Here is a 24,686-nt window from a genome sequence, read left to right on the forward strand (position 1 = left end):
TTCCCCGGTTCCTGCGTGACACCGGGCAAGGCGCAAACGCTCAATACGCCGTACCGAATCCGCACGAAGCGTATTTAACTGCACGCCAACACGCGCAACTACTGTCCTGCCGGCCCTGTCCAAAAGGGCCGCAACGGTTGCGCGAGCGCATCGAAAAGCGCGCGCCACCTGTCTCAACGAACCAGTATCCGTGGCCGCGAACACACCCACCTGTCCTTGCCCACCTGTCCGTCCGCACCTGTCCCGGACACCTGTCCGCGAGGACAGACCCGATGCGGATCGCTTGGCTTATCGTGCGCATGATCGCGATCAGGTCCCGGACTTGCGCGACATCGCGAACAATTTCGAACCACGAACGCTTTCGCTCCGGCGCGCCGCGCCGGCGCCGCCACGGATCGCCGAATGCACCTGCACGCCGACGACATCGCGATCTGGATCGCGCGCCTGGACGAGGCCGACGACGGCGCGCTCGCGGCGCGATGGCGCGCCCTGCTGGACGGGTCCGAACGCGCGCGCGAACTGCGCTATCGCCTAGCCGACGACCGCCGCCGCCATCTGCTCGCGCGCGCGCTGGCGCGCACCGCGTTGGCGCGCCATACCGGCATCGCGCCGCAGCGGCTGCGTTTCGTCCGCGGCCGCCACGGCAAGCCGGAACTGGCCGGCGACAATCCCGGCGACCATCGCTTCAACCTGTCCCACGCCGCGGGCGTGGTGGCGCTGGCGGTCGCACGCGGCCGCGCGCTCGGCATCGACACCGAATCGCTGCGCGCGCGCGCGTTGTCGCTGGGCGCGGTCGAGCGCAACTTCGCCGCCGACGAGATCGCCGAGCTGCGCGCGCTGCCGGCGGCGGCGCGGGCGCGGCGCACGATCGAGCACTGGACGCTCAAAGAGGCCTATGCCAAGGCGCGCGGCATCGGCCTGTCGCTGCCGCTGGACCGGTTCGGCGTGCGTGTGGACGACGCGCGCTTGCGCTTGTGGATGGCGCCGGGCTTCGACGATGCGCCCGAGCGCTGGCGCCTGTGGCAGTTCCTCGACGGCGAGGACCAACTGCTGGCTTTGTGCGCGCAGCATCGCCCCGGCGCCGCGCCGGCGCGAATCCAGGCCATCGCTTGCTCGCCGCTGCGCTACGAAACGCCCATCGCTCTGCGCCTGCTGCGCGCGAGCGGCGAAGACGCGCTTCCTTTATCGGAAGCATCCGGTGAAAACGACGGTCGCCCGCGTCTGGCACCGTACTGACCGCGCATTCACCCCGCCCTCAAGACCGCGCGACTACGGTGACCGCACCCCATCGAGCGCCGCCGCCATGTCGCGCCCTTCCCTGCTTCGCGCCACCGCCCTGCTCGCCGCCACGTTCGCCGGCGCCTTCGCCTGCACTGGCGTCGCTTATGCCGCCGCGCCGACGCCGCCGTCCGCTCCGCCGGCCGCTGCCGCATCGCCGCCCGACCGCGCCGTCGATGCCGCGCGCGGCTGCTGGATCCAGCGCGACGCGCCCGACGGCCGCGCCAGCGCGCTGCTGCGGTTGTTGCCGGATCGCGATCACCCCGAATGGCTCAGCGGCCAGCTGTCGCGGCCCGAAGGCGACGATCCCGACCGGCGCGTGCAGCTGTGGCTCGCGCGCGACGGCCGCAGCGCCGTGCTCGCCAGCCGTCCGCTCGCCGATCCGCGCGCGCCGGCGCCGGCCGCCGCCGACGAACCGCAGCTGCGCCCGCTCGCGCCGACGCATGCGCCCGGTCGCGCGCCGGGCTCGACCCAGACGCTGGTGCTGTTCCCGCAAGCGCGGATCGAATTCGCGCGCGTCCCCGAGCGGCCGTTGCCGGCCGGCGATTGGCCGCAGGCCACCTTGTCCGCCGAATTCCTCGCCGGCGCCGGCACCGGGCCGAGCCGGCGCTTGCGGGTGCAAGCATCCGAAGAACGCCTGGCGCTGATCCTGGTGTCCGCGCGCGGCACCGGCGCCGGCCGCGACACGCCGCTGTTCGACGGCCGCCGCGACGGCTGCGACTGAGCGCCGCGCTCAGCCGCCCGCGGCGGTCACCCGCCACACCGTGTTGCCGACGTCGTCGCTGACCAGCAGCGCGCCGCGCGCATCGATGCGCACGTCCACCGGCCGGCCCTGCGCCTGTTCGCTCGCGTCGAGGAAGCCGCCGAGCACATCGCGCGGCGGGCCCGCCGGCGTGCCGTTGGCGAACGGTACGAAGATCACCTTGTAGCCGCTCTTGGGTTTGCGGTTCCACGAGCCGTGCTGGCCGACGAACAGGCCTTGCGCGTAGACCGCCGGCAGCTTGGCCTTTTCCGAAAAGGCGATGCCGAGCGAGGCGGTATGCGGTCCCAGCGCGTAGTCGGGCGCCTTGGCCTTGGCGACCAGATCCGGCCGCGGCGGCTGCACCCGCGCGTCGACGTGTTGTCCGTAGTAGCTGTACGGCCAGCCGTAGAACGCGCCGTCTTCGACCGAGGTGATGTAGTCCGGCACCAGGTCGCTGCCGATCTCGTCGCGCTCGTTGACCGCGGTCCACAACGCGCCGGTCTGCGGTTCCCAGGCCAGGCCGTTGGGATTGCGCAGGCCGGTGGCGAACAGGCGTTTCCCGCCGCTGGCCGGGTCGAGCTCCCAGATCGCCGCGCGGCCTTCCTCGGCGGCCAGTCCGTTCTCGCCGACGTTGCTGTTGGAGCCGACGGTGACGTAGAGGCGGTCGCCGGCGGCGTTGGCGATCAGGTTCTTGGTCCAGTGATGGTTGATGCCGGCCGGCAGGTCGGTCACCTTCTCGCCGGCCGCGGCGATCGCGGTTTCGCCGTCGCGGTACGGGAATCGCCACACCGCATCGGCGTTGGCCACATACAGCCGGTCGCCGATCAGGGCCATGCCGAACGGCGAATGCAGGCCTTGCAGGAACACTGTGCGGGTCTCGGCGGTGCCGTCGCCGTCGGCGTCGCGCAGCAGGCTGATGCGGTCGGCGCTCGCCACCCCGGCGCCGGCTTTCTTCATCAGGCGCGCGGCGAACCAGGCCTTGATCCCGGACGGTTTGTGCTCGCTGCGCGGCGCGTTGCTTTCGGCCACCAGCACATCGCCGTTGGGCAGCACGTACAGCCAACGTGGATGGTCCAGGCCCTGGGCGAACGCGTTGACCGCCAGCCCCGGCGCGGGCGTGGGCCGGGCGCCATCGCGCCAACCGACGGCGGGCGCGACGTCGACGGTCGGAATCAGGGTCGGGTTCGGCTTGGGCAGTTGCGGCGCCGGGCCGGTGCCGTCGGCGACCTGCAGCGCGGCGCGCTCGCCGCAGCCGGCGCAGGCCAGCGCTAATGTCGCCGCGGCGATCCAGCGACAGCCTCGATCCAGCGCAGCGGCCATGCGATCCTGCCTCGTCGGTGCGGACGCACGAGCATGCCGGCGCGGCGATTAAACTGGCGAGAAGGCCGTCGCAGACCGGCGTTGGCGCAGGCGTAACGACGGCATCGCAGTTTCGCCGCGACCCCGCGCCGTGGCCGCGCGCGTTCGTATCCGTTCTCCTCGCGGCGCGCCATCGCCGCGCCGCGCTGTCACCGCACCGCCGCCACGAGGTCTTCATGCCGCGCCTGCCCGTTCCACGCTCCGCCGCCGCCGCGCTGTGCATGCTCGCCGCGGCATTCGCCTGCGCGGCCGCCGATGCGCCGCCGGCGGCCGCGCAGCAAACCGCCGACGCCGCCGCGGTCGATCTCGCCCGCGGTTGCTGGATCCGCCACGCGCCCGCGCGGCCCGACGGCCGCGACACCGTGCTGCTGCGCCTGCTGCCCGATCCCGAGCGCCGCGACTGGCTGCGCGGCGAGATCGCGCGGGTCGGCGACGATCCCGGCCGCCGCCTGCAACTGTGGCTGGCGCGCGACGGCCGCCGCGCGCTGCTGAGCGCCGCGTCGGTGCGCGATCCCGACGCGCCCGCGGCGCGGGTCGACGCCGAACCCGGCTCCATCCCGATGTGGACGCCGCCCGGTGCGGTCCATCCCGTGCCCGATCTCGACCCGGACGGCCTCGCCCGGCTGCTGCTCGGCGGCGACGACCGGATCGCATTCGGCCGCAGCCCGCGCAGGCTCACCGCGGTCGGCGGCGCCGCCGGCCGCTCGGCCGAGATCGACTACCGCGCCGAGGCCGGTCCGCCGCTGCGCCTGCGCGTGAACGCCGCCGAGGAACGCTTGAGCATCACAGTCGGCGGCGCCGACACCGGCACCGGCGCGCCGCTGGCCGTGTTCGCCGGCGTCCGCGACGGCTGCGACTGAGCGCGGCGACGGCGCGCGCGCCCGCGAATGCAACGATAATGCGCCTGCGATGAAACTCACCCTCGACGAACTGCTCGCCTTCGTCAGCGTGGTCGACACCGGCTCGATCACCGCGGCGGCGCAAACGCTGGACCAGACCGTCTCCGGCGTGAGCCGGGCGCTGGCGCGGCTGGAGGACAAGCTCGGCACCACCCTGCTGCGGCGGACCACCCGCCGGCTGGAACTGACCGAGGAAGGCGAGGCGATGCTGACGCGGGCGCGGGCGATCCTGGCCAGCGTCGAAGACGCCGAGGAATCGCTGGCGCTGCGCCGCCAGCAGCCGGCCGGACGGCTGCGGATCAACGCGGCCTCGCCTTTCATGCTGCATGCGATCGTGCCCCTGGTCGGCGATTTCCGCCGCGCGTTCCCGCAGATCGAGCTGGAGCTCAACAGCAACGACCAGATCATCGACCTGCTGGAACAACGCACCGACGTGGCGATCCGCATCGGCCAGCTCACCGACTCGACCCTGCACGCGCGGCCGCTGCCGGGCAGCCGCCTGCGCGTGCTCGCCAGCCCCGCCTACCTGGCCGCGCGCGGCACGCCGCGCGAGGTGTCGGACTTGGCCGGCCACACCCTGCTCGGCTTCGCCCCGACCCAGGTGCTCAACCGCTGGCCGCTGCGCGACGCGCACGGCAACGAGCTCGACATCGCCGCCGACCTGCACGCCTCCAGCGGCGAGACCCTGCGCCAGCTCGCCCTGGCCGGCGAAGGCATCGTCTGCCTGTCGGACTTCATGACCCGCCAGGACCGCCGCAGCGGCGCGCTGGCGCAGTTGTTCGCCGACCGCACCCTCGACGTGCGCCAACCGATCAACGCGGTCTATTACCGCAACACCCAGCTGGCCTCGCGCATCGCCTGCTTCCTGGATTTCCTGGTCCGCCGGCTGGCGCCGGACGGCGAGGCCGCGGCCTGGGAATAAGCGCGCCGCGACGGCCCGCGCGATGGCCCGCGCGATAGCGCCGGCGCGCGCCGCAGGCGGGCACGCCAAGCCGCCGCGCGCGCAGCAGCGCACGTCCGGGCCGGCGAACGGAAAAGCGAACGAGGAAGAGGGCCCCGCACCGCGTAGCGCCGCGGTACGGGGCCGGAAGTGGCTCGGCGGTCACGGTACCGCCTCGCCACAAGCAGGCGCCGGCACCTGGAGAAAATGCCGGCGTGTCGACTGGGTACAGTCGTCATAGGCAAGAACGCCGGCGATGGCGGATCACCCTACCCTCGCCGGCGGCGGAACCGGCGAAGCGTCGCCGGCGGCGGGCGCGGGCGCGTTCGCCGCCGTGCTGCGTCGCTGCGTCCGCGCCCGCTCAGCTCCCCGCCTTGGCCTCGCTCGCCGCCACCGGCGCCAGGCGCAGGTCCTGGAAGTCGAAGCTGAAGTCGGTCAGCGGCGAGACCGCCTCCATGCGCAGCTCGCGCACCTTGCCGTCCGGAGTCAGGGCGAAGTTGAGGAAGGCGTCGGCGTTGAGCCAGCGCTGGTCCCAGCGCACGATGAAGGTGTCGTGCTGCCAGTGGCTCAGTTCGCCGGTGAGGTCCTTGGTGCGGCCGAAGCGCAGCCGCAGCTTGGACCCGGCCTGTTCGATGAAGACATCGCCGTACCACGGGTCGCGGTAGGCGCCGGCGTAGCCCGACAGCGGCAGCGAAGGCTTCGACCTGGCGTCGCGCGCCTTGAGGTGCTTGGCCCAGTCCTCGTCGGCCTTGCCGCGGCTCTTGGCCAGCGCCGCCGCGTAGGCCGCGTTCCAGTCGGTCTTCGGCGCGCCCAGATAAGCGTCGAGCGCGCGCATCGTCACCGCCTGGAACGCGCCGCCGAGTTCGGCGTTGGTCAGCACCACCACGCCGAGCTTGTGCGCCGGCACCAGGGTCACCCGCGAGACCATGCCCGGCCAGCCGCCGGTGTGCCAGACCAGTTTCTCGCCGCGGTAATCGGTCAGCTGCCAGCCCTCGCCGTAGCCGGCGAAGTTCGGCTTGACCGGCGCCAGTTCCGGCACCAGCGGCTCGGCGATCGGCATCGGCGTCACCACCGACCACATCTCGCGCTGGCGCTTGGCGCTGAACAAGCGCAGCTCCTTGTCGCCGTCGCGCCCGTACACGCCGCCGTCGAGCTGGGCGCGCATCCACTTGCCCATGTCGTGCACCGACGAATACAGCCCGCCGGCGCCGGCCACGTTCGACCAGGTCATGCGCGGGGCGACCTGCAGGTCCTTGAAGTCGGCCTTGGCGTGGCCGCTGGCGACCTTGTCCGCGCCGCGCAACGCATCGGCGTTGTAGCGGGTCTCGTCCATGCCCAGCGGCCGGAAGATGCGCTCGGCGAGGAAGTCGCGATAGCTCTGGCCGCTGGCCTTTTCGACCACCAGCTGGGCCACGCCGTAGAGGATGTTGTCGTAGGCGTACTGGCCGCGGAAGCCGCCGGTCAGCGGGACGTGGGCCAGGCGCCGCGCCACGTCCTCGTTGCTGTAGTCGGTGCCGGGCCAGTACAGCAGGTCGCCCGCGCCCAGGCCGAGGCCGCTGCGGTGGACGAGCAGGTCGCGCAGGCGCATCTCCCGGGTCACGTAGGGATCGGCCATGCGGAACCACGGCAGATGGTCGATCACCCGGTCGTCCAGGCTCAGCTTGCCCTCGTCGGCCAGGATCGACAGCGAGGCGGCGGTGAAGGCCTTGGTGTTGGAGGCGATCGCGAACAGGGTGTGGGCGTCGACCGGCTCGGGCTTGCCGGCCTCGCGCACGCCGAAGCCGCGTTCGAGCACCACGCGTCCGTCCTTGACGATGGCCACGGCGATGCCGGGCACCTCGAACTGCTTGCGTACCGCATCGACGTAGGCGTCGAAGTCCCGCAGTTGCTCCGGCAGCGGCGGCGCGGCGGCGGAGGATGCTTCGGTGGAGGACGCTTCGGCGGCGGGCGCCTGCGCGGCGGCGCCGGCGGCGGCGCTCATGCAGATCAGCAGTCCGGCGCCTTGCGCCTTCCAGTCGGTGGCTCGCATCGGGGTTCCTGGCGATTCTGGGAATCGGCGACTGTGGCCCAAGCCAACGCGCGACGCCAGGGCCGGGCCGGACGCGCGCCGAGGCCGGCCGATCCGGCAAGGCCGCGGCCGCACCCGGCCTGGACGGGGCAGCGGGCATAATGCGCGCCCGACCGCTTCGCCCCTCGCTCCGTGTCCGCACCCGGCCCCGCCCCGTCCCTGCCCGAAACCCTACCCGCCCTGGCCGTCGTCGGCGGCGGCCCCGCCGGCCTGATGGCCGCGCATGCCGCGCGCGCGCTCGGCGTGGAGGTCGACCTGTTCGAGGCCAAGGGCTCGGTCGGGCGCAAGTTCCTGATCGCCGGCAAGGGCGGGCTCAACCTCACCCACGGCGAACCGCGCCCGGGCTTCGACGCGCGCTACCGCGAACGCGCCGGCGAGGTCGCGCGCTGGCTCGACCGTTTCGACGCCGACGCCTTGCGCGAATGGGCGCGCGGTTTCGGCGTGCAGACCTATGTCGGCAGTTCCGGGCGGGTGTTCCCGACCGACCGCAAGGCCGCGCCGCTGCTGCGCGGCTGGGTGCGGCGGCTGCGCGAGGACGGCGTGCGTTTCCACGTCCAGCACCGCTGCACCGGGCTCGACGCCGACGGCACGCTGCGTTTCCACACGCCCGACGGCGAAGCGCGCACCCGCGCGCGCGCCTGCGTGCTCGCGCTCGGCGGCGGCAGCTGGCCGCAGCTGGGTTCCGACGGCGCCTGGGTCGAGTGGCTGCGCGAACGCGGTCTCGACATTGCCCCGTTGCAGCCGTCCAACTGCGGCTTCGACGTCGGCTGGAGCGAACACTTCGCCCAGCGCCACGCCGGCGCGCCGCTCAAGCCGGTGGTCGCGCACTGGCGCGAAGACGGCGAGGAACGTTCGCTGCAGGGCGAATGCGTCGCCACCGCGAGCGGGATCGAGGGCAGCCTGGTCTACGCACTGTCGGCGATGCTGCGCGAGCGCATCGCCACGCACGGCGAGGCGACGCTGGAACTGGACCTGGCGCCGGGCCGCGAACTCGAGCGCCTGCAGCGCGACTTCGCCCGTCCGCGCGGCGGCCGCAGCGTCGGCGAGCACTTGCGCCGGCAGACCGGGCTGGACGCGGTCAAGGCCGCGCTGGTGTTCGAAGTCCTCGGCAAGGACGGCTTGAACGACGCCGCCACGGTCGCGCGCGCGATCAAGCGTCTGCCGCTGCGCCTGTTGCGCGCGCGGCCGATCGCCGAAGCGATCAGCAGCGCCGGCGGCGTGCGGCTGCAAGCGCTGGACGACTCGCTGCGCGTGCGCGAACTCGCGCCGGCGCTGTTCTGCGCCGGCGAAATGCTCGACTGGGAAGCGCCGACCGGCGGCTACCTGCTGACCGCGTGCTTCGCCAGCGGCTTGATCGCGGGCGAAGCGGCGGCGCGGGCGGTGCTGGAAAACGCGTCGGATTGAGTCGAAGGCCGTCGCTGCAACCGCAGCGACGCTGCACTGCCGCTGCGTCCGAAGACCGGCTCCCCCAACTCGTCATTCCGGCGAAAGCCGGAACCAACCGCAGCGACGCTGCACTGCCGCTGCGCCCGAAGACCGGCTTCCCCAACTCGTCATTCCGGCGAAAGCCGGAACCAACCGCAGCGACGCTGCACTGCCGCTGCGTCCGAAGACCGGCTCCCCCAACTCGTCATTCCGGCGAAAGCCGGAACCAACCGCAGCGACGCTGCACTGCCGCTGCGCCCGAAGACCGGCTCCCCCAACTCGTCATTCCGGCGAAAGCCGGAACCAACCGCAGCGACGCTGCACTGCCGCTGCGTCCGAAGACCAGCTCCCCCAACTTGTCATTCCGGCGAAAGCCGGAACCAACCGCAGCGACGCTGCACTGCCGCTGCGCCCGAAGACCGGCTCCCCGACTCGTCATTCCGGCGAAAGCAGGAACCCATTTTGCCGTTGCTTCATCCGCTCCCGGTCGAGCAGAGCGCGAGCAAGATCAAAATGGGTTCCGGCTTTCGCCGGAATGACGGTATTGAGGGCGATGCCGCGAGCCTGAGAGTGACCTCGCGACCTTTAGCGAGCCGTCGCGCCCGCGCCTGCGCGCGGTACCGCTACGACGCGGGCGCGACCGCCCCCCGCCGGCTTACGAGGTCGCCTTGTCCGGCAACGCCTTGCCCATGTAGAACATCGACGCGCACAGGCCCACGCCCTGCGCGCTCGCCGCCGGCAGGTCGCTGCCCTGCAGCGCGATCAGCTTGATCACGTCGCCGGTGGCCTCGCTGACCTTGGCCAGGGCGATGAAGCCGGTCGGGTGGGTGCCGCAAAAGGCGTTGGCGGGGGTTTCCTTGGGCGGGGTCTGCTCGATCACCCGGCGCAGTTCCACCGCCTGGCTGGCCTCGACCTGCATGGTCGCGCCATAGGTCTGGCCGGCGCTGTACTGGTCGCCGCCGCGCACGATCGCGACCCGCTCGGTCTTGTACAGCGAACCGTTCTCGCCCTTCATCTCTAGATCGTCGATGGTCAGCTTGCCGGTGGTGGCCTGGGCGACCGGGTTGCCGGGGTCGAAGGTGCCCAGCGCGACCGGCGTCAGCATCGGCGGCGAGGCGCGCGAGACCGGATCGGCGTCCGGATCGGGCACGGCCTTGGGCGGGGCCGGCGGCGCGGCGGTGGTCTCCTGCGGGGCGGCAGTGTTGACCGGCGCGCTCTGGCTGCAAGCGGCCATCGCCAGGACGGCGGCCGCGAGCAGGCCTACGGCGGGGAACAGGCGTCGGTTCATCGTGATCCTCATGGCGATTCAGTGCCGGCGGCGGCGCGGGGCGCGGGCCGGCGTCCGTTGGCGATGGCGGGGGACGGCGCGGGGCCGGTCCATCGCGAACGCGCAGCCTAACCGCAGGCCGCGTTTGGACGGGTTAACGATTTGTAATGAATGGCAAAAAAAGCCAGTCAGGCGGCGGCATCGCGCAAAGGCCGCAGCTGCGGGTCCAGCGCCACGCGTTCGTCGAACACGAAGCAGCCGCCGTCGTAATGACGGCCGCCGACCCGCTCGAAGTAGCCCAGGATGCCGCCGTCGAGCTGCAGCAGGTTGTCCATGCCGTCCTCGCGCAGCCACAGCGCGGCTTTTTCGCAGCGGATGCCGCCGGTGCAGAAGCTGACCACGGTGGCCTCGCGCAGCGCTTCGCGGTGCGGCGCCAGCGCTTCGGGCAGCTCGGTGAAGTTGTCGATCGGCAGGGTCAGCGCGTTGTCGAAACTGCCGTAGCCGACTTCCTCGCGGTTGCGCGTGTCCAGCAGGACCACGCGCTTGCCGGCGTCGTCGTGGCCCTGGTCGAGCCAGCGCGCCAACGTGTCGGGCGTCACACTCGGTGCGCGGCCGCGCAGCGGCGAACAGCGTTCTCGGCGGAACGCGATGATCTCGCGCTTGAGCTTGACCTTGAGCCGGGCGAACGGCTGCGCGCGGCTGCAGCTGTACTTGGCCGCGAGCGTGTCGAAGCGCGGGTCGGCGCGCAGGTCGGCGAGCAGCGACTCGATCGCCTCGCCGTCGCCGGCCAGGAACAGGTTGATGCCTTCGGGAGCGACCAGCGCGGTGCCGCGCAGTTGCAGGCGTTCGGCCTGCTCGCGCAGGCGCTGGGCCAGCTGCGGCGGATCGTCGATGACGGCGAAATGATAGGCGGCGATGTTGACGACCATGGCGCCATTGTACCGCCCGGCCGCGGCGGCGATCCCACACCCTGACATGTCGCCGCTGGGCCGAAGCTGAACGCAGCGAGAACCTTCCGCGCGGGCGCCGGTCGGAATTCCTGCGTGGCCGACAAGCCGACCGAACGACGGCGGACCGCGCAGACGCCGGGCAAGGGCCCGCGCGTCGACCCGATATCTGCGCCACAAGGAGGCGTTTGCATGAAGATCCAGCTCAACACCGACCACCATGTCCGCGGCGACGATTCGCTCGAGCACCACGTGGAAGGCGTGATCGACCAGAACCTGGGCCGTTTCCGCGAACAGATCACCCGCATCGAGGTCCACCTGCGCGACCTCAACGGCGAGAAGAGCGGCGGCCACGACAAGCACTGCACCATCGAGGCGCGGCTGGAAGGCCGGCCGCCGATGGCCGCGACCGAGGACGCGGCGACCATGCGCGCGGCCATCAGCGGCGCGGCGCGCAAGCTGCAGCGCGTGCTCGACAGTTCGCTGGGCCGGTTGTCGGCGTGAGCTTCGCGGGCGGCGCCGCGGCGCCGCCCTTCCCTCCACGCGGCGGCCAGGCCGCCCCGATCCACGGCGACCGCGGCACGGCCGCGACGCCCTTCCCTCTCCCCCGCGATGGCGACCCGGAGGCGCCTGCTTCATCGGTCAACGACGCACCCGCGTCGCACGCTCGACGGCAGCGGCGGCCTCGCGCCGCCGTCCTTCCCCACCGCACCGGCGGCCGCGCGCAGCGGCCGCCGTTTTTTGTGGGAGGGGCTTCAGCCCCGATGCCTTTCGATCCGGTCGCGATGAGGGTTCCAGCGATCGGAGCCGAAAGCGTCGGGGCTGAAGCCCCTCCCACAAGAGCGAAAACGCCGAAGCGCCGGATCGCCCGGCTGTTGCGGGAGGGCTTCGGCCCCGACGCTTTCGGTGCAGACCGCCCGAGAACCCATCGCGACCGGATCGGAAAGCATCGGGGCTGAAGCCCCTCCCACGACGCCGGTGTCGCCGGCGCGCTCCTGCTGCAGGAACGCGCCGGCACGGGCGCGCTCAGCGCTTGGTGGTGATCGCGCGCCGCAGGTTGCTGCGCGCGGCCGCGTCGTAGCGCTCGTGGAAGAAGTCGCTGAGGAAGATCCGCTCGCGCTTGAGCAGCGCCTTTAAGAACCGCCGGCGGTTGAGCCGGAACAGCGGGCCGGGAACGTGGCCGCGGTACTCCGAGGCGATGCCGCGGTCGTAGGCGTCGAACACCGCCGGTTCGGCGCCGAGGATGGCCATGTCGCCGTCGAGGAACAGGCGGGTCTGCTCGTCGACGTCGTCGCGGGCGATGGCGCCGTGGCGCGCGGTCAGTTCGATCAGTTCGGCGACGCGGTCGGCGTCGATGTCCGCCTGCGGCAGCCAGCGCGCGAGGTGCTCGCGCGCCAGTTGCGCCGAACGCGCTTCGTTGTCGCGGCGGCCGGCTTCGTAGATGGCGTCGTGGTACAGCACCGCCAGCGCGGTTTCGCGCGGCTGCGTCCAGCCCGGGCCGGCGGCGACGTCGGCGTAATGGCGCAGCACTTCGGCGACGTGGCCGATGTTGTGGTACGCGCGCGGCGGCGCGGCGTAGGCGGCGTGCAGCGCGTCGAGCTGTTCGGCCGGCAACGGCAGCGGCAGCAGCGCCAGCGCGTCCTCGCCGAGGCGGTCCCTGGCGGCGCTGGCGAACGCGGGCGTGGCGGAATCGGACATGGCGGCGGAGTCGTGGGGACTGCGCGCATCTTGGCATTTTCGCCGTCGCGGCGCGGTGCGCCGCTGGTAGCGGCTGTTGTGGGAGGGGCTTCAGCCCCGACGCTGTTGTGTCGGACAAACATGCAGGCGCCGGCGATCTGCGCCGAAAGCATCGGGGCTGAAGCCCCTCCCACGGCGCGAGTCGGACTCGCTTCGCTCGCTTCCCCGCCTCGAACCGAACCAAGCCAAGCGAAGCCGAACCAAACCAAATCAAACCAAGCCGTCCGCGACCCGAGCCCCACCCGCGCCGAGGCGGCCGCGCGCGAAGGCCAGGCCAACCCGCGCGCAAAAAAACGGCGGGCGCCCGAAGGCGCCCGCCGCCGCTGTCATCGCGCTTCGATCAGTACTTCTTTTCGATATTGATCATGAAGCTGTTGTCGTCGTCGTTGCCGCTGCCGAACAGGCCGCGGTATTCCAGCCGCAGCGCCCAGTCGCGCTCGGTCTGCAGCACCGCGCCGAGGCCGAACACGAAGCGGTTGCGGTCCAGGCCCTGCAGGCGGGCGCGATAGAACGGGCCGCCGACCATGTCGGCGTAGCTCATGATCGCGTAGCTCGCATCCTGGAAGTCGTGCTGGTACTCCAAGCGCAGCTGCGGCGAGAACGTGCCCCAACGCACCGGGTGGCGGTAGTCCAGGCGCAGGCCGAGGCTGGTGGTGGTGGTGTCCACGTCCAGGTCGCGGTAGTTCAGCGCGTACTGCGCGTCGCCGCTCTCGGTGTAGCCGTCGAGGGTGGCGCGGGCCACGTCCAGGCGGGCGTACGGCGAGATCCGCAGCTTGTCGCGCTGGTACTCCAGGCCGGTCGAGACCGAGGCGAACCACTGGCTGCCGTCGCGGCTGCCGCGGACCATGCCGCCGGTGTCGGTGACATAGCGGCGTGAGTCGAACGACAACCACTGGTAGCCGAGCAGGCCGTCGAGGAAGAAGCTCTCACCGGGGTGGTAGCTGGCGTACAGCACCGCGCTGTAGCTCTCGCCCTTGCTGCGGCTGCCGCGGGTGCCGACGTCGGTGTCGTCGCGGCCGTAGCCGACGCCGCCGCCGAAGGCGAAGTCGCGGCGCACGCGGTAGTCGGCGCCCAGGCTCACGCCGCTGGTCTTGAAGTCCAACCCGCCGGAGCCGCCGCCGCGACCGTCGCGGTTGCCGCTTTCGATGGTGCCGCCGGTCCAGATGCCGTACTGCGGGCCGGTGCCTTCCACGCGCGGCTTGCCGTCCACGCCGGCCTGCTCGTCGCCGAGATCCGGATCGCGGCAGTCGCTGCTCGGAGTGCGGCGCGCGCCATCGCGGCAACGCGGGTCGACCGAGAAGCTCAGGCCGTTGTCGAAGCGCGAGCCGCCGGTGCCGCCGTCGTGCAGGCCTTCCATGCGCTTTTGGAAGTTGCCGATCTGGGCGTTGGCGAAGCGGCGCGCGGCCTCGGCCTGGGCGTTGAGGATGCCCAGCACTTCGGCGTCCTTGGACGGATCGCTGCGCGGGGCGACGTCGATCTCGACCGTCGCCGGCGCCGAGGTGGCGTAGGCGTTGCTCAAGGTGAAGGTCGCCACGGTCAAGCCGGAGTAGCCGATCTGCGGGGTGTAGCTGAGCGTGTAGCCGCCGTTGGACGCGCTGACCGTGGCTGTGCCCGAGCTGGCCGGGGTCAGCGAGACCAGGGCCGCGCCGGTGAACGGACCGCCGCGCGCGTCCTGGGTCAGCTCGACCTTGACCGTGGCGCCGGCGATGGTGCGCACGCGCTTGGGCGTGGCCACCGGCACCGGGTTGACGGTGATGGTCGAGGTGATCGGGGCGGAGGCGCCGAACGGGTTGTTGAGGGTGTAGTTCAGGGCGATCGCGCCGGCGGTGTCGGCCGCGGGCGTGTACAGGATCTGGGTGCCCTGCACCGTCGCCGTGCCCGAGCTCGGCGGCGCCAGCAAGGTCACGCCGGTGAACGGCGCGCCGGTGGCGCCGGTGGCGGCGTCGATGGCGACCGGCTGGGTCGACAGCGTGGTGACGTTCTGCGGCTGGCCCACCGGCACCGGCAGCGCGTTGACCGTCATCGTCACCGTGGCCGGGGCCGAGGTGCCGCCCGGACCGGTCGCGGTGTAGGTGAAGCTGTCGCTGCCGAAGTAGTTGCTGGCCGGGGTGTAGACGATGCTGGTGCCGCTCGGCGTCGCGGTGCCGTGCGTCGGCGCCGAGACCACCGCCACCGAGGTGATGATGCCGGTGTCGTTGGCGATCACGTTGACGGTGACGGCCTGGTTCGACTGGGTGCTGGCGCTGTCGTCGACCGCGACCGGCACCGCGTCGGCGACGGCGATGCTGTAGTTGACCGTGGTGTTGTAGCCGGCGTCGTCGGTGGAGCGGATCGCGAAGCTGTAGTTGCCCGCCAGCGTCGGCGTGCCGCTGATCGCGCCGGCCGAACTCAGCGCGATGCCCGACGGCAACGCCCCGGAGGCCAGCGCATAGGTGTACGGCGCGATGCCGCCGCTGCTGCTCAGGCCCTGGCTGTAGGCGGTGCCGACCACGCCGCCCGGCAGGGTCGCCGGCGAAATGGTCAGCGTCGCCGGAGCGATGGCGAAGGTGTAGACCTTCGACGCGGTCTGGCCGTTGGCATCGGTCGCCTGCAGGGTCAGGCTGAAGTTGCCGTCGCTGCGCGGGGTGCCCGACAGCACGCCGGCCGAACTCACGGCCATACCGACCGGCAACGCGCCGGCGGTCAACGAGAACGTGTACGGCGCGACGCCGCCGCTGGCGCTGAAGGTCTGGTTGTAGGCGACCGCGGCGGTGCCGTTCGGAATCGACGCCGGATCGATCGCGATGCTCGGCGTGGCGACCACGACGGTGTAGCTCTGGTCGATGCGGAACGGCGCGCCGGTGCCGGTGCTGGAATCGGTCGCGCGCACGGTGACGTTGTAGTTGCCCGGCACCGTCGGCGTACCGCTGAGCACGCCGGCCGAGCTCAGGCTCACGCCGACCGGCAACGAGCCGGCGGCGAGGCTGAAGGTGTACGGCGCGGTGCCGCCGCTGGCGGCGAAGTTGATGCTGCTGGCGACGCCGTAATTCATTGGCAGGCTGCCCGGCGCCGGGGTCATCGACAGGGTCGGCGCGCCGATCGCGAACGCGAACAGCTGGCCGACGGTGAACGGCCCGTTGCCGGTGCCCGAATCGCGCGCGCTGACGCTCGCGTTGAAGGTGCCGGCCGCGGTCGGCGTGCCCGACACGGTCAGGCTGTCGGTGCCGGTGGCGGTCACCGTCAAGCCCGTCGGCAGGTTGCTGGCGTTGAAGTTGCCGTACGGCGCGGCGCCGCCGGACCAGGTGAAGGTCTGGGTGTAGGCCACGCCGACCTGGCCGGTCAGCGGCCCGGAGGTGGCGATGGTGATGGTCGGATCGGAGACGCTCACCGTCACCGTCGCGGGCGTCGACGTACCGGCGCTGTTGGTCGCGGTGTAGGTGAAGCTGTCCGGACCGGAATAGCCCGCGACCGGCTGGTAGGTGATCGAGGTACCGGTGGCGACCGCGGTGCCGTGCGTCGCCGCGGCGCCGATCGCGACCGAGGCCGGGATGCCGCCGGTGATGTTGAGCGTCACCGGATTGGCGCTGCTGCCGTAGCCGACCGTGACCGAGACCGGATGGGCCACCGGCACGATGTCGTTCACCACCAGCGTGTAGCTCTGCGGCGCCGAGCTGTAGGGGCCGGTGCCGCCGCTGGAATCGGTGGCGACGACGCTGAAGATGAACGTGCCCGGCGCGGTCGGCGTGCCGCTGAGCGTGCCGTTGGCGTTCAACAGCACGCTGGCCGGCAGGTTGCCGCCGGTCACCGCGTAGGTGTACGGCGCCGTGCCGCCGGTCGCGGGATTGAGCGTGGCGGTGTACGGCGAGGTGACCGTCGCGTTGGCGAGCGAGGTCGTCGGCAACAGGATGGTCGAGGCGCCGATCGCGACGGTGTAGGTGCGCGTGCCGCTGTACGGCCCGCTGCCGGTGCTGGAATCGGTCGCGGTGACGGTGAAAGTGAAGCTGCCGCCCGCGGTCGGCGTGCCGCTGAGCACGCCGCCCGTGCTCAGGCTCAGGCCCGGCGGCAGGTCGCCCGGCGGCGCCGAGAACTGGTAGCCGCTGCCGACCGTGCCGCCGCTGGCGGTGATCGTCTGGCTGTAGAGCTGGGCGACGTTGCCGTCCGCCAGCGTCGCCGGCGACACGGTGATCGTCGGCACGGCCACGTTGAAGATGTAGGGACGGTTGCCGGTCTGCCCGTGCGCGTCGGTGGCGATGACCATGAAGTTGAACAGTCCGCCCGCGGTCGGCGTACCGCTGAGGGTGCCATCGCTGGACATGCTCAGGCCGGGCGGCGCGCTGCCGGGCGGAATCGCGTAGGTGTACGGCCCGATGCCGCCGGTGGCGCTGACGCTGGCGGTGTAGGCGGCGCCGACCTGGGCGCCGGCCGGCAAGGTCGTCGGCGCGAGGTTGATGCTCGGCGCGGCGACTTGCATCACGTAGTTCTGGGTGCGCGAGAACGGTCCGCCGGTGCCGGTGGAGTTGTCGGTGGCGCGCACCGAGAAGGTGTACAGGCCGGTCACGCTCGGGGTGCCCGAGAGCACGCCGGTGTCCTCATCCAGCTCCAGGCCGGTCGGCAGCCCGCCCGCGCTGATCCGGTACTTGTACGGCGCGGTGCCGCCGCCGGCGACATAGGTCTGGCTGTAGGCCGCACCGTAGGTCGCGCTCAGGGTGCCCGCCGCCGGGGTCAGGGTCAGGGTCGGCGCCGACACGCTCAGGTTGAAGCTCTGGGCGATGGTGAACGGTCCGTTGCCGGTGCTCGAATCGCGCGCCGAGGCGGTCAGCGTCAGCGCGCCGGCCTGGGTCGGCGTGCCGGCCACGGTCACGCTGTTGGCGGTGTTGCCGGTGACGATGATGCCGGCCGGCAGGTTGGTGACCTGGTACTGGCTGAAGGGCTGGGCGCCGCCGTTCCAGGTGAAGGTCTGGGTGTACGCCACGCCGATCTGCGCGGTCAACGGACCCGAGGCGGTCACGGTGATGGTCGGGTTGCCGACCGCGATGGTCACCGTCGCCGGCGCCGAGGTGCCGGCGCTGTTGGTCGCGGTGTAGGTGAAGCTGTCGCTGCCGGCATACCCCGGGGTCGGCTGGTAAGTGACGTTCAGGCCCGAAGCGATGGCGGTGCCATGCAACGGCGCGGTGCCGATCGCGACCGAGGTCGCCACGCCGCCGGTGATGTTCAGCGTGATCGGATTGGCGCCGCTGTTGTAGGCGACCGCCGCCGAGACCGCATTGGCGACCGGCGGAATATTGATCACCTGCAGCACGTAGCCGCGCGCCGCCGAGTTGTACGGCCCGGTGCCGGTGCTGCTGTCGGTGGCGGTAACGGCGAAGTTGAAGCTGCCGGCCGCGCTCGGGGTACCGCTGATCACGCCGGTATTGAGGTCGAGTCCGAGGCCCGGCGGCAGCCCGCCGGCGGTCACCGCGTACTTGTACGGCGCGGTGCCTTGGGTGGCCGAATTGAGCGTGGCGGTGTACGCCAGGCCCTGGGTGGCGTTGGCCAGGGAGGTCGCCGGCAGGTTGATGGTCGGCGGGTGCACCACCAGGGTGTAGGTGCGCGCGCCGCTGAACGGTGCGCCGGTGCCGGTGCTGCCGTTGTCGGTCGCGGTGATGGTGAAGGTGAAGCTGCCGCCCGCGGTCGGCGTGCCGGACAGGACCGCGCCGGTCAGGTTCATCCCCGGCGGCAGCGTGCCGGTGCGGACGAAGCTGTAGCCGCCGATGCCGCCGGTGGCGCTGAAGGTCTGGCTGTAGCCCGCGCCGACGGTGGCGTCGGGCAGCGTATTGGGATCGACCGCGATCGACGGCGGCGCCACCACGATGGTGTAGGCGCGGCTGTTGAAGAAGCCGTTGGCGTCGGTCGCGCGCACGCTGAAGTTGAAGGTGCCGGCCTGGGTCGGGGTGCCGCTGAGGGTGCCGCCGGTCAAGGTCACGCCGGCCGGCAACTGGCCGCCGGGCACGATCTGGAAGGTGTACGGCGCGGTGCCGCCGGTGGCGCTGAAGGCCTGGCTGTAGGCGACGGCGACGGTGCCGTTGGCAGCCGTGGCCGGATTGACCGCGATGGTCGGCGGCTCCAGCACGGTGCCGGTGTAGGTGCGGATGCGGAACGCCACCGCCGGCACGCCCGGTCCGGGCAGGCTGCTGTCGGTGGACTTGATCGTGACCGAATACGCGCCCGACGCGGTCGGGGTGCCGACGATGGCGCCGCCGCTGATGCTCAGGCCGGCCGGCAGCGAGCCGGTCTCGATCGCGTAGTTGTACGGGCCGACGCCGCCGCTGCCGGTCAGGGCGATGTTGTAGCTGGCGGTGCGGTACAGGGTCGGCAGGGTGGCCGGGGCGAAATCGTGCTGGGTGTTGGGGATCGCGATGGTGTACGACTTGACCGTGGTCAGCGGCGTCGGCGCGGTCGAGTCGGTGACCGTGACCTGCACCGGGAAATTGCCGCGCTGGCGGACCGTGCCGGAGAACGTCCCGGAAGCGAAGCTCAGCCCGGTCGGCAGCACGGCGGCGCCGCCGTTGAGCACATAGGTGTACGGCGCGACCCCGCCCGTGGCGCTCATCGATTGGCTGTAGGCGACGCCGAGCTGGGGCGAGATCGAGGCCGGGCTGACCGTGATCGGGCTGGTGCCCGCAGCGATGGTCACGTTGACGGTGACCTCGCCGCCGACGCCGTCGCCGAAGCTGAAGCTGTCGGTGAGGGTCGCGCCGCCGTTATGGGTGTAGGTGACCTTGTCGGTGCTCTGGTTGACGGTGACGGTGCCGTGCTGCGGCGGGGTCATCAGCACGCCGATGCCGAAGCCCCCCGGCGGCGGGCCGCCGTCGCACATGTCGGCGTCGAGGATGCTGGTGCCGCCGTTGGCCACCGCCAGGGTCATGACCGGGCAGCGGATCGACGGCGCCGCGACCGCGGCGAACGACCAGAGACCCGCCAGGACGATAAGGATCGCCGCCAGACCGCGCCGCCAGGTCCTGGCTGCGGTCGAGTGTCCCCAGTACGAGGCGTGCGAAACGCCCGCAGACTGCGCCGACTGCTGTTGCATGTTGTTCATCCCCTGACGCCGGCGCTGCGCGCTTCATGCGCGGATTCGACGGTCTTTTGCCCGTGAGCGATCTGGTTTCCGTGCGCCGACTGCCCCTGGCGCATCCCTTTCATTGACCTGATACGCAAAACGGATGCGAAAGCGGCCGCCTTCGGCGCCGATTCGCGTTAAGCAAGGGCATGGCGCTGCTGCGCCATACCCGGACCCGGCCGGAACGGCCCGTTTCGCCTTGTGCGGACGGGGCCTGCGGCCGAGGCTCCGGGCACGCAGTCCCGGCGCGCGCACGGCGCCCGGAAACACCTCTGGGGGAAGAGATGACAGAAGTATTCTTGGGGCAGATCACGACCTTCGGCTTCAATTTCGCGCCGAAGAATTTCGCTTTTTGCAACGGCCAGCTGCTGGCGATCGCGCAGAACCAGGCGCTGTTCTCGTTGCTGGGCACCATGTACGGCGGCAACGGCACCACCAATTTCGCCCTGCCCGACCTGCGCGGCCGCACGCCGGTGGGGGCCGGCAACTCGGTCGACCCGGGCTGGAACCCGGCGCCCTACCCTCAGGGCCAGTCCGGCGGCGTCGAGAACGTGACCCTGCTGCCGACGCAGATGCCCAATCACAATCACACCCTGGGTTGCAATACCGGGGCGGCCACCAGCCGCAATCCGAACGGCCTGTTCCTGGGCACCACCGACAAAGAGATCTACTCCGCCACCGGCGGCCCCCAGGTCGCGCTCAGCGCGGCCACCATCGGCACCGCCGGCAGCACCCAGCCGCACAGCAACGTGCAGCCCTACCTGGCGATCAACTTCTGCATCGCCCTGAACGGCATCTACCCCTCGCGCAACTGACTCGCGAACGAGCCTGAGGCCGCGCCGCGGCCCCTCCTATCCGCAGTACGACATTCCTGGAGCATCTCTCATGAGCGAGCCATACCTGGGCGAGATCCGCCTGTTCGGATTCACGCGCGTCCCGCAAGGCTGGTACGCCTGCAACGGCCAAATGGTTTCCATCGCCGAAAACGAAGCGCTGTTCATGCTGCTCGGCACCATTTACGGCGGCGACGGCATCAACACCTTCGCCGTGCCCGACATGCAAGGCCGCGTGCCGGTCCATTTCGGCACCGCCCCCGGCTTGAGCACGTACGTCATCGGCCAGCGCGCCGGCAGCGAAAGCATCACCCTGATCGGCCAGCAGATGCCGCAGCACACCCACACCATGGTCGCGACCACGCTGACCGCCACCGCGAAAACGCCGGCGGCGAACCTGGAGCTGGGCGCGCTCAACGGCGACGTGCTGTACGTCACCGACACCAGCGGCGCGAGCGCGTTCCCCGCCAGCCCCTTGTCGGTCAGCGCGGTCGGCGGCAACCAGCCGCACGAGAACCAGATGCCGACCCTGACCGTGCAGTACTGCATCGCCGCTTACGGCGTGTTCCCGTCGCAGAGCTGACTTTCCGCACTTACCGGCCCGCGCGGGCGACGCCGCCGCGACGGGCCGCAGATCGAGGACCTACCCATGACCGAACCCTTCATCGCCCAAATCCAGCAATTCGGCTTCAATTTCGCGCCGCGCGGCTGGGCCGCGTGCAACGGCGCCACCATGGCGATCCAGCAGAACACCGCGCTGTTCGCGCTGTTGGGCACCCAGTACGGCGGCAACGGCCAGACCACGTTCCAGTTGCCCAACTTCATCAACCGCGCCGCTACCAATCAGGGCCGCGGACCCGGCTTGACCCCGCACGACATCGGCGAGCCGTTCGGGGTCAATGCGGTCACCCTGACCACCAACGAGATGCCGACGCACTCGCATTCGCTGAACATCTACAACCAGCCCACCGACACCAAGAAAGCGCCCTCGCCGTCCAACGGCAACTCGCTGGGCTCGCCGAGCATGAACGCGTTCGTCGCCTCCAACGCCGCCAACGCGCCGTTGGCGCCGACGGTGCTGCAGCCCGCCGGCGGCGGCCAGCCGCACGAGAACCGGCAGCCGTACCTGGCGATGAACTTCTGCATCGCGCTGCAGGGCGTGTTCCCGGCGTTCGGCTGATGCAGTCCATGGCCTCCGCCGCGCCGGCGCTGGCGTTCCCGCCGCGCGCCGAACGCACGGACCTCCCCGCGCCCCCGGAGGGGCGCGGGGACGGCTTCGACCTGCCCGCATCGCTGAGCGAACGCGGGATCGGCCTGCGCCCGGCGCGCGCCGACGACATCGGCTGGCTGCGCGCGCTGTACCGCCAACTGCGCGCGGGCGAGTTCGCGCCGATGGGCTGGCCGCCGCAGGCGTTGGCCGCGTTCCTCGACCAGCAGTTCGCGATGCAGCACCTGCACTACGTGCGCTACTACGAACGCGCCGACTTCCTGGTGGTGGAGCGCGAAGGCGCGCCGATCGGCCGGATCTACCTGCAGCGCGCCGCGCCGGAGCATCTGCTGGTGGACATCAGCCTGGACGCGCGCGCGCACGGCAGCGGCATCGGCGGCGGCCTGGTGCGCTGGGCCCAGCACGAAGCGCACGCGCGCGGACGCGGCATGCGCCTGCACGTGGAACACGGCAACCACGGCGCGCGCCGGCTGTACGAGCGCCTGGGATTCGTGTTGACCGAGAACCTGCCGACCCACGCGGCGATGCGCTGGGAGTCGGACCTGCGCTGAGTCCCGTCGCGACGGCGGGCGACTCGCTGCGTGCGCCGTCGGCGCCGCGGCGGATTTCGGCCGCGCGGAAACGATTCGAAGCGTGCGGCGCGCGATCCCACGGCGCGCGGACGCGACGCCGAACCGAGCCCGCGCCGACCCGCGCGGGCGCTTGCCGGCTTAGTTGAATACGGCCTGGTAGAGGAAGCCCTCGCGCTCGCGCGCGACCGGGACCAGGAAGATGCCGACCTCGCCGATCGAGGCGTGGCGCATCGGATAGATCTGCTGCGGGAACAGGAACGCAGAGGCGTTGCGGAACAGCAGCGAGAACGGCACCCGTCCCGCCATCGGCTGCGGCTGGGTGCTCAGCGCGCGCGCCTCGACCAACACGAACGGGACTTCGCCGTCGTTGATGCGCGCGGCGTAGGTCTCGTTCACGTGCGAAGAAAAATGATCGAGCGTCAGCAGTTCCATCGATGCGGGCCTCCCCAAAGCCGAGGCCGCATCGTCCCTGCGACGGCGTTCGGATGCAAGCCCCCGTTGCGCGGCGTGCGAAGTCGGCCGACCGGCGGCGGCGCGCGACGCAGCGGCGCGCGCGGGACTGCGTCGGCCTGGGCGCGCTGCGCGCATTCGAGTGCATCCGAGCGCATCCGAGCGCAAAGCGTCGGGCCTGAAGGCCCTGCCACGATGGCATTCGAAGCGTCCAGGCTTGTGTGGGAGGGCCTTCAGGCCCGACGCCTTGCGATCCGCGGCTACGCGCCTCCCGCATCGCCCGGCCCCGGCCGCCACGCCGCGCCCAGAGCGGCGCGACGGCCGGAGCCGCCGACGTCGCGGGCATCCTGCCCGCTCGACTTCCATCACTGACGAGGATGAAAGACGTCCTGTTCCTGCGGATGCGTCGCCGCGTGCGCGGTTTCGCGCCCGGCCACGCCCCGCGCGAGACCACGCCCGGCGTTACGTATTCGCCGGCGATCGCGCGAACAACCCAAGCCGGCGCGATCGCCGCGCCGATCCGTCGCCGCATGCAAGCGAGAACCGCTGCATGCGCCGGCCTAGCATCGCGTTTCGGCCCGTACCGGCCGCGGCGGCGCAGATCGATCTGCCTGCGCACGCCGCGACCGGCCGACACCGGGGAACCGCCGCCACCGCCGCGCCCTGCGCGCGACCGCGCGCTCGCTTCGGCCGTCACCACGACGAGACGACCGGCGCAGCGTGCGCGCCAGCGCAACAGGCGCGGGCGGTGGCGGCATCGGCTCGCGCGCCTGGCGCCGGGAGCCGTCCCCTACCCCATTGCGGGGTCTTGCCGGCGCCGCCGCCTTGCGCGGCGGCGCCCGTTTCGCACGGCGGCTACAAGGCCGCCGCGGCCGTCGCCGGCAGCGCGCGGTCGCGGATCGCGGTCACCGCGACCATCGCTTCCGCGCTCGCGCCGCCGGCCTGCACGCGATAGGTGTAGCTGTCCACGCCGGCGAAGCCGGGATCGGGACGATAGGTCGCGCGGTCGCGCTCGATCGTGACCCGGCCGTGGCGCGGCGCCTGGACCAGGCTGTAGCGCAGCGGCGCGCCGTTGCCGACGAAACCGCGCAGCGCCACGGTCGAATCGGCGCCGTCGACGCTGTGGGTGACCAGGTCGCCCGCGCGCAGCGGTTCGAAGCGGCGCAGCTGCGCCAGCTCGCGCGCGATCGGTGCCAGCGCCGCGTCGCCGCGCGGCTGCAACGCGCGCTGGAAACGTTCGCGGTCCGCGCGCCGCTGCTCGGCGTCGTGCGCGCGCGCCTGCTGCGATGCGGCGGAGACGACCTGGCTGAGGGAAAGGTCGAGAAGTCCATCCTTCGACTGCGGGGCGCCGATCGCGCCCGCCCCCAGCGCGATCAGCGCCAGGCTCAGCACGAGGGGCCCCTGGATACTCTTGTACGGCATGCCAACTCCTTCTGGTGGGATCTCGGGGATCGGATGATCCGAAGATTCCGGACCGCGCATCCGTGCGCGCGCCGCTTGCGCGATCGCGTCCATGGCCTGGGTCCGGACCCGTTCGCAAGCGCTTGCCGCCAACGGGAAAACATCATCGCAAGCGGGCGTCGCAGGGGCCGAGACCCGGTGCGAACGCGGTCGAAAAAAGCGATGGAAATCCGCGTGCGCGCGGTTCGCCGCGCGGTCGTTTTCGCGCTGGGACCGGGCTGTGTTTTCGCTGCGACCGGAGCGGAAAGCGTCGGGCCTGAAGGCCCTCCCACAAGAGCCGCAGCGGCCGCAAGTCCAGCGCTGTCGTGGGAGGGCCTTCAGGCCCGACGCTTTGCGCTCAGGTCGCCATGAAATCCCGGCAAAAGCGCGCGTACAACCGCAACGAAAAAGGCCCGCCGAAGC

At 71.6% G+C, this 24,686-nt stretch carries 22 protein-coding genes and 1 pseudogene; 14 read left to right on the forward strand and 9 right to left on the reverse strand.

The features are described from left to right. Positions 1 to 402 precede the first annotated feature (402 nt). Both JHW41_RS14805 and JHW41_RS14810 read left to right on the forward strand, forming a co-directional pair. Positions 403 to 1,236: a 4'-phosphopantetheinyl transferase family protein gene (locus tag JHW41_RS14805; protein ID WP_250442940.1), complete on the forward strand. Its 834-nt coding sequence runs from the start codon at positions 403 to 405 to the stop codon at positions 1,234 to 1,236. Further along, positions 1,199 to 2,002 (forward strand): hypothetical protein, encoded by an 804-nt coding sequence (locus tag JHW41_RS14810; protein WP_250442943.1) that lies wholly within the window; start codon positions 1,199 to 1,201, stop codon positions 2,000 to 2,002. Before JHW41_RS14805 ends, JHW41_RS14810 begins: the two co-directional genes overlap by 38 nt. 9 nt (positions 2,003 to 2,011) lie before the next feature. Here JHW41_RS14810 and JHW41_RS14815 read toward each other — a convergent pair whose 3' ends face one another. After that, the gene (locus tag JHW41_RS14815) at positions 2,012 to 3,340 is read right to left on the reverse strand and encodes a PQQ-dependent sugar dehydrogenase (protein WP_250442946.1); all 1,329 of its coding nucleotides are present in this window, start codon (positions 3,338 to 3,340) and stop codon (positions 2,012 to 2,014) included. A 17-nt stretch (positions 3,341 to 3,357) separates the two neighbouring features. Here JHW41_RS14815 and JHW41_RS14820 point away from each other — a divergent pair, with 17 nt between their 5' ends. Then, complete coding sequence (locus JHW41_RS14820) at positions 3,358 to 4,239, forward strand: hypothetical protein (RefSeq protein ID WP_250442948.1); 882 nt, start codon at positions 3,358 to 3,360, stop codon at positions 4,237 to 4,239. A 49-nt stretch (positions 4,240 to 4,288) separates the two neighbouring features. Continuing rightward, the gene (locus JHW41_RS14825; RefSeq protein ID WP_250442951.1) at positions 4,289 to 5,200 is read left to right on the forward strand and encodes a LysR family transcriptional regulator; all 912 of its coding nucleotides are present in this window, start codon (positions 4,289 to 4,291) and stop codon (positions 5,198 to 5,200) included. A 379-nt stretch (positions 5,201 to 5,579) separates the two neighbouring features. Here JHW41_RS14825 and JHW41_RS14830 read toward each other — a convergent pair whose 3' ends face one another. After that, entirely contained in the window at positions 5,580 to 7,247 is a 1,668-nt protein-coding gene (locus JHW41_RS14830) for a serine hydrolase (RefSeq protein ID WP_250442953.1), read from the reverse strand. A gap of 171 nt (positions 7,248 to 7,418) precedes the next feature. On the opposite strand from JHW41_RS14830, the gene JHW41_RS14835 reads away from it, so the two are divergent. Further along, positions 7,419 to 8,690 carry a TIGR03862 family flavoprotein gene (locus JHW41_RS14835; protein WP_284499500.1) on the forward strand — a complete coding sequence of 424 codons (1,272 nt, stop codon included), beginning with the start codon at positions 7,419 to 7,421 and terminating at the stop codon, positions 8,688 to 8,690. 676 nt (positions 8,691 to 9,366) lie between these two features. Here the strand turns inward: JHW41_RS14835 and JHW41_RS14840 are convergent. Next, positions 9,367 to 9,999 (reverse strand): hypothetical protein, encoded by a 633-nt coding sequence (locus JHW41_RS14840; protein WP_057947271.1) that lies wholly within the window; start codon positions 9,997 to 9,999, stop codon positions 9,367 to 9,369. A gap of 167 nt (positions 10,000 to 10,166) precedes the next feature. After that, complete coding sequence (locus JHW41_RS14845; RefSeq protein WP_250442956.1) at positions 10,167 to 10,907, reverse strand: sulfurtransferase; 741 nt, start codon at positions 10,905 to 10,907, stop codon at positions 10,167 to 10,169. Positions 10,908 to 11,117: 210 nt separating this feature from the next. On the opposite strand from JHW41_RS14845, the gene JHW41_RS14850 reads away from it, so the two are divergent. Next, positions 11,118 to 11,429: an HPF/RaiA family ribosome-associated protein gene (locus JHW41_RS14850; protein WP_057947269.1), complete on the forward strand. Its 312-nt coding sequence runs from the start codon at positions 11,118 to 11,120 to the stop codon at positions 11,427 to 11,429. On the opposite strand, the gene JHW41_RS27085 is transcribed toward JHW41_RS14850, so the two are convergent. Beyond that, positions 11,365 to 11,763, reverse strand: a complete 399-nt coding sequence (locus JHW41_RS27085) for a DUF6053 domain-containing protein (protein ID WP_425606357.1) — start codon at positions 11,761 to 11,763, stop codon at positions 11,365 to 11,367. The genes JHW41_RS14850 and JHW41_RS27085 overlap by 65 nt on opposite strands. On the opposite strand from JHW41_RS27085, the gene JHW41_RS27090 reads away from it, so the two are divergent. Both JHW41_RS27090 and JHW41_RS27095 read left to right on the forward strand, forming a co-directional pair. Beyond that, entirely contained in the window at positions 11,711 to 11,884 is a 174-nt protein-coding gene (locus JHW41_RS27090) for a DUF6053 domain-containing protein (protein WP_428995374.1), read from the forward strand. The two genes, JHW41_RS27085 and JHW41_RS27090, sit on opposite strands and share 53 nt — an antisense overlap. Then, positions 11,817 to 12,062: pseudogene (locus tag JHW41_RS27095) on the forward strand (hypothetical protein); the annotation flags it as partial. The gene JHW41_RS27090 and the pseudogene JHW41_RS27095, both read left to right, overlap by 68 nt. Before the next feature lie 191 nt (positions 12,063 to 12,253). Here the strand turns inward: JHW41_RS27095 and JHW41_RS27100 are convergent. Then, complete coding sequence (locus JHW41_RS27100; protein WP_428995552.1) at positions 12,254 to 12,775, reverse strand: hypothetical protein; 522 nt, start codon at positions 12,773 to 12,775, stop codon at positions 12,254 to 12,256. On the opposite strand from JHW41_RS27100, the gene JHW41_RS27105 reads away from it, so the two are divergent. Next, the gene (locus JHW41_RS27105; protein ID WP_428995553.1) at positions 12,702 to 13,025 is read left to right on the forward strand and encodes a DUF6053 domain-containing protein; all 324 of its coding nucleotides are present in this window, start codon (positions 12,702 to 12,704) and stop codon (positions 13,023 to 13,025) included. The two genes, JHW41_RS27100 and JHW41_RS27105, sit on opposite strands and share 74 nt — an antisense overlap. Here the strand turns inward: JHW41_RS27105 and JHW41_RS14860 are convergent. Beyond that, complete coding sequence (locus JHW41_RS14860; RefSeq protein WP_250442959.1) at positions 13,003 to 19,719, reverse strand: putative Ig domain-containing protein; 6,717 nt, start codon at positions 19,717 to 19,719, stop codon at positions 13,003 to 13,005. The genes JHW41_RS27105 and JHW41_RS14860 overlap by 23 nt on opposite strands. A 305-nt stretch (positions 19,720 to 20,024) precedes the next feature. Here JHW41_RS14860 and JHW41_RS14865 point away from each other — a divergent pair, with 305 nt between their 5' ends. The 4 genes from JHW41_RS14865 to JHW41_RS14880 all read left to right on the forward strand — a co-directional run bounded on the left by JHW41_RS14865 (position 20,025) and on the right by JHW41_RS14880 (position 22,352). Then, on the forward strand, positions 20,025 to 20,555 hold the full coding sequence (locus tag JHW41_RS14865) for a phage tail protein (RefSeq protein ID WP_057947266.1): 531 nt from the start codon (positions 20,025 to 20,027) through the stop codon (positions 20,553 to 20,555). A 70-nt stretch (positions 20,556 to 20,625) separates the two neighbouring features. Continuing rightward, positions 20,626 to 21,156, forward strand: coding sequence for a phage tail protein (locus JHW41_RS14870; RefSeq protein ID WP_250442962.1), 531 nt, complete (start codon positions 20,626 to 20,628; stop codon positions 21,154 to 21,156). A 66-nt stretch (positions 21,157 to 21,222) separates the two neighbouring features. Then, positions 21,223 to 21,753 carry a phage tail protein gene (locus tag JHW41_RS14875; RefSeq protein WP_057947264.1) on the forward strand — a complete coding sequence of 177 codons (531 nt, stop codon included), beginning with the start codon at positions 21,223 to 21,225 and terminating at the stop codon, positions 21,751 to 21,753. An 8-nt stretch (positions 21,754 to 21,761) separates the two neighbouring features. Continuing rightward, on the forward strand, positions 21,762 to 22,352 hold the full coding sequence (locus tag JHW41_RS14880; RefSeq protein ID WP_250442964.1) for a GNAT family N-acetyltransferase: 591 nt from the start codon (positions 21,762 to 21,764) through the stop codon (positions 22,350 to 22,352). A gap of 159 nt (positions 22,353 to 22,511) precedes the next feature. Here the strand turns inward: JHW41_RS14880 and JHW41_RS14885 are convergent, their stop codons facing one another. Both JHW41_RS14885 and JHW41_RS14890 read right to left on the reverse strand, forming a co-directional pair. Further along, positions 22,512 to 22,805, reverse strand: coding sequence for a DUF6916 family protein (locus JHW41_RS14885; protein WP_057947263.1), 294 nt, complete (start codon positions 22,803 to 22,805; stop codon positions 22,512 to 22,514). Positions 22,806 to 23,678: 873 nt separating this feature from the next. Continuing rightward, a complete protein-coding gene (locus tag JHW41_RS14890; protein ID WP_057947262.1) occupies positions 23,679 to 24,245 on the reverse strand; it encodes an Ig-like domain-containing protein in 567 nt (188 codons plus the stop codon). A 201-nt stretch (positions 24,246 to 24,446) separates the two neighbouring features. On the opposite strand from JHW41_RS14890, the gene JHW41_RS27110 reads away from it, so the two are divergent. Next, the gene (locus JHW41_RS27110; protein ID WP_428995375.1) at positions 24,447 to 24,635 is read left to right on the forward strand and encodes a DUF6053 domain-containing protein; all 189 of its coding nucleotides are present in this window, start codon (positions 24,447 to 24,449) and stop codon (positions 24,633 to 24,635) included. The last annotated feature ends 51 nt before the right edge of the window (positions 24,636 to 24,686 follow it).

It is taken from the genome of Lysobacter enzymogenes, assembly GCF_023617245.1.
Classification (GTDB): domain Bacteria; phylum Pseudomonadota; class Gammaproteobacteria; order Xanthomonadales; family Xanthomonadaceae; genus Lysobacter; species Lysobacter yananisis.

What these genes read in the sequence shown, in the direction of transcription:
- JHW41_RS27090 (WP_428995374.1), top strand. Translation starts at nt 11,711, where the DNA reads ATGAGGGTTCCAGCGATCGGAGCCGAAAGCGTCGGGGCTGAAGCCCCT.
- JHW41_RS14860 (WP_250442959.1), bottom strand. Translation starts at nt 19,719, where the DNA reads ATGAACAACATGCAACAGCAGTCGGCGCAGTCTGCGGGCGTTTCGCAC.
- JHW41_RS14825 (WP_250442951.1), top strand. Translation starts at nt 4,289, where the DNA reads ATGAAACTCACCCTCGACGAACTGCTCGCCTTCGTCAGCGTGGTCGAC.
- JHW41_RS14870 (WP_250442962.1), top strand. Translation starts at nt 20,626, where the DNA reads ATGAGCGAGCCATACCTGGGCGAGATCCGCCTGTTCGGATTCACGCGC.
- JHW41_RS14845 (WP_250442956.1), bottom strand. Translation starts at nt 10,907, where the DNA reads ATGGTCGTCAACATCGCCGCCTATCATTTCGCCGTCATCGACGATCCG.
- JHW41_RS14850 (WP_057947269.1), top strand. Translation starts at nt 11,118, where the DNA reads ATGAAGATCCAGCTCAACACCGACCACCATGTCCGCGGCGACGATTCG.
- JHW41_RS14815 (WP_250442946.1), bottom strand. Translation starts at nt 3,340, where the DNA reads ATGGCCGCTGCGCTGGATCGAGGCTGTCGCTGGATCGCCGCGGCGACA.
- JHW41_RS14805 (WP_250442940.1), top strand. Translation starts at nt 403, where the DNA reads ATGCACCTGCACGCCGACGACATCGCGATCTGGATCGCGCGCCTGGAC.
- JHW41_RS14840 (WP_057947271.1), bottom strand. Translation starts at nt 9,999, where the DNA reads ATGAACCGACGCCTGTTCCCCGCCGTAGGCCTGCTCGCGGCCGCCGTC.
- JHW41_RS27100 (WP_428995552.1), bottom strand. Translation starts at nt 12,775, where the DNA reads ATGCTTTCGGCGCAGATCGCCGGCGCCTGCATGTTTGTCCGACACAAC.
- JHW41_RS14830 (WP_250442953.1), bottom strand. Translation starts at nt 7,247, where the DNA reads ATGCGAGCCACCGACTGGAAGGCGCAAGGCGCCGGACTGCTGATCTGC.
- JHW41_RS27110 (WP_428995375.1), top strand. Translation starts at nt 24,447, where the DNA reads ATGGAAATCCGCGTGCGCGCGGTTCGCCGCGCGGTCGTTTTCGCGCTG.
- JHW41_RS14875 (WP_057947264.1), top strand. Translation starts at nt 21,223, where the DNA reads ATGACCGAACCCTTCATCGCCCAAATCCAGCAATTCGGCTTCAATTTC.
- JHW41_RS14865 (WP_057947266.1), top strand. Translation starts at nt 20,025, where the DNA reads ATGACAGAAGTATTCTTGGGGCAGATCACGACCTTCGGCTTCAATTTC.
- JHW41_RS14885 (WP_057947263.1), bottom strand. Translation starts at nt 22,805, where the DNA reads ATGGAACTGCTGACGCTCGATCATTTTTCTTCGCACGTGAACGAGACC.
- JHW41_RS14880 (WP_250442964.1), top strand. Translation starts at nt 21,762, where the DNA reads ATGGCCTCCGCCGCGCCGGCGCTGGCGTTCCCGCCGCGCGCCGAACGC.
- JHW41_RS14890 (WP_057947262.1), bottom strand. Translation starts at nt 24,245, where the DNA reads ATGCCGTACAAGAGTATCCAGGGGCCCCTCGTGCTGAGCCTGGCGCTG.